The sequence below is a fragment of the Streptomyces phaeochromogenes genome (assembly GCF_001418655.1).
Classification (GTDB): Bacteria; Actinomycetota; Actinomycetes; order Streptomycetales; family Streptomycetaceae; genus Streptomyces; species Streptomyces phaeochromogenes.
Map to the genome: position 1 here is coordinate 1 of NZ_LIQZ01000422.1, position 2,386 is coordinate 2,386.

The 2,386-nt window shown below is 71.3% G+C and carries 2 protein-coding genes; one reads left to right on the plus strand and one right to left on the minus strand.

The features are described 5' to 3' along the window. Positions 1–880, minus strand: an 880-nt coding sequence (locus AOK17_RS41575) for a glycosyltransferase family 4 protein (RefSeq protein ID WP_055617838.1), incomplete at its 3' end; no start/stop codon positions are given. 139 nt (positions 881–1,019) lie between these two features. Here AOK17_RS41575 and AOK17_RS41580 point away from each other — a divergent pair. Beyond that, positions 1,020–2,252, plus strand: a complete 1,233-nt coding sequence (locus AOK17_RS41580; protein ID WP_055617837.1) for a glycosyltransferase 87 family protein — start codon at positions 1,020–1,022, stop codon at positions 2,250–2,252. The last annotated feature ends 134 nt before the right edge of the window (positions 2,253–2,386 follow it).

The following is a 2,386-nucleotide window of genomic DNA, read 5'->3' on the forward strand; positions in this document are numbered from 1 at the left end:
CCTCGACGTCGAGGCCCCCGCGGCGGGTGCGGCACGGCATGGCGAAGACGTCACCGGCGCCGTAGTGGGCGGGCAGTTCGGACCAGGGGACGGCCCCGGTGAAGCGGACGGAGTCGGCGACCCCGGTCTCGTGCGCGAGCCTGCGCAGGTCCTTCTCGTACGGCCCGCCGCCCACGATCAGCAGCACCGCCTCGGGCTCGCTCGCCAGGATCCGCGGCATCGCGAGGATGAGCGTGTCCTGGCCCTTGCGCGGGACCAGCCGGGAGACGCAGACGACGACCGGGCGGTCGGTCAGGCCGAGGCGGGCGCGGACGACGTCGCCGCCCGAGCCGGGGTGGAAGGTCTTCTCGTCGACGCCCGGCGGCAGTTGGGTCATCCGCGCGGCAGCCTCGGGCGTCAGCGCGGTGGCGATCCGCGAGCGCGTGTACTCGCCGAGATACGTGATCGTGTCCGTCGACTCGCCGATCCGGCGCAGCAGCTCGCGCGAGCCCGGCAGTTGCGCCCACCCCGCCTCATGCCCGTGCGTCGTGGCCACCAGGCGCTCGGCGCCGGCCTTCCTCAGCGCGGGCGCCAGCAGCCCGAGCGGCGCCGCGGCACCGAACCACACCGACGTACAGCCGTGCTCCCGGAGCAGCCCAACGGCCCGTTGGGAGACCCTCGGAGTGGGCAACAGCATGGTTGTTCGGTCGCGTACGATGGCGAAGGGCTGTTCGGCGTCGAAGGCGGCCGTCGCCTCGGCTCCCTCCCGGCCCCGCTTCCAGGTGGAGGCGTAGACGACGAGCCGCTCGGGGTCCAGGCGCAGCGCCATGTTGTGCAGGAAGGCCTGGATGCCGCCCGGCCTCGGCGGAAAGTCGTTGGTCACGATCAGGGTCTTGTGCATCGCCGTCGACAGTACCGAAAGCACGGACGTACCGAACCCGCACCCGGCAGCTCCGTACGGCCGCGCTTCATGGCTCTCGCACAGGCGCGCGGGGAATCATGGCCGCACACAGGATCCGTACCGAAGAGGACAGGTGGGCATGACGGGAGCGAGGGGGGCGAGGTTCCCGTATCCGCTGGTGGGGGCCTGGGGCCTGACCAGGCTGATGCTGCTGCTCTTCGTCTTCAAGGTGTGGGTCTTCCCGGGTCCCGATGTCACCAGCGACGTCTCGGTGATCTACCAGGGCTGGTACGAGGTCCTGCGCACCGGCACCTTCCCGCTGGACGACGTGACCTGGCAGTACCCGCCGGCCGCCGCGCTCGCGATCCTCTCCCCCGCGCTGCTGCCTTTCCTGGAGTACACCTCGGCGTTCTTCGTCATGGCCTTCCTCGCCGACCTGGTCGCCTTCGGCCTGCTCCTGTACGCGGGCCGGCGCCCGGGCAAGTCGCTGCGCGGCGCCTGGGCGTGGGTGGTGGGCGTACCGCTGCTCGGGCCGACGGTGTATGCGCGGTACGACGTGATGGTGACGGCCGTCGTCGTGGCCGCGATCCTCGTGGGTGCCCGGCATCCGCGCGTGATGGGCGTGCTCGCCGCGTTCGGCGCGATGCTGAAGGTGTGGCCGGCACTGCTACTGGTGGGCTCGGCGAAGCGGAGGGCGTGGGGCGCGGCGGCGGCGACGGCCGCGGGGCTGGCACTGTTGTTCGCGGTGTCGATGCCCGGCGCGTTCGCGTTCATGACCTTCCAGCGCGACCGGGGTACCGAGGTCGAGTCCCTCGGCTCCCTGGTCTTCCACATCGCCCGGCACCACGGCTGGGAGGGCCAGGTCCTGCTGAACTACGGCTCGGTGGAGTTCCTCGGCCCGTACGTCGACCTGGTGAGCACGGCGGCCCTGCTGCTGACGGCGCTCGCGTTCGGCTGGCTGCTGATGTGGCGGCTGCTGGCGACGCGCTTCCTGGCGCACACGGTCGCGGACGCCGCGTTCGTGGCGGTGCTCCTGTTCACGACCACCAGCCGGGTGATCAGCCCGCAGTACATGGTGTGGCTGGTCGGTCTGGCCGCCGTGTGCCTGGTCTTCCGCGGCAGCCGGATGGGGCTGCCGGCCGGGATGGTCCTGACGGCGTGCTTCTTCACCGTCCTGGAGTTCCCCGTCTATTTCGCGAACGTCGTCGGCAGCGACGGTCTTGGCATCACCCTGTTGGTGATCCGCAACGGTCTGCTGGTGGCCGCGTCCGTCACCGCCGGCACGCTCCTCTGGCGTGACACGGTGTCGTACGCGACCCGGCCCGAGCTGCCCGCTGAGACACCCCGCACCCAGGAGACGCTGAGCTCCTGAGCGGCTCCGCCGGTGTCCGGGGTTTCGTGTGCGGGTCGGTCGTGGCTGGGTGCGCAGTTCCCCGCGCCCCTGAAAGACAAAAGCGCGCACCCGTGCTTTTAAGGGGCGCGGGGAACCGCGCACCCAGCCACGAC

Coding starts and splice junctions, on each gene's coding strand:
- AOK17_RS41580 (WP_055617837.1), top strand. CDS start 1,020: ATGACGGGAGCGAGGGGGGCGAGGTTCCCGTATCCGCTGGTGGGGGCC.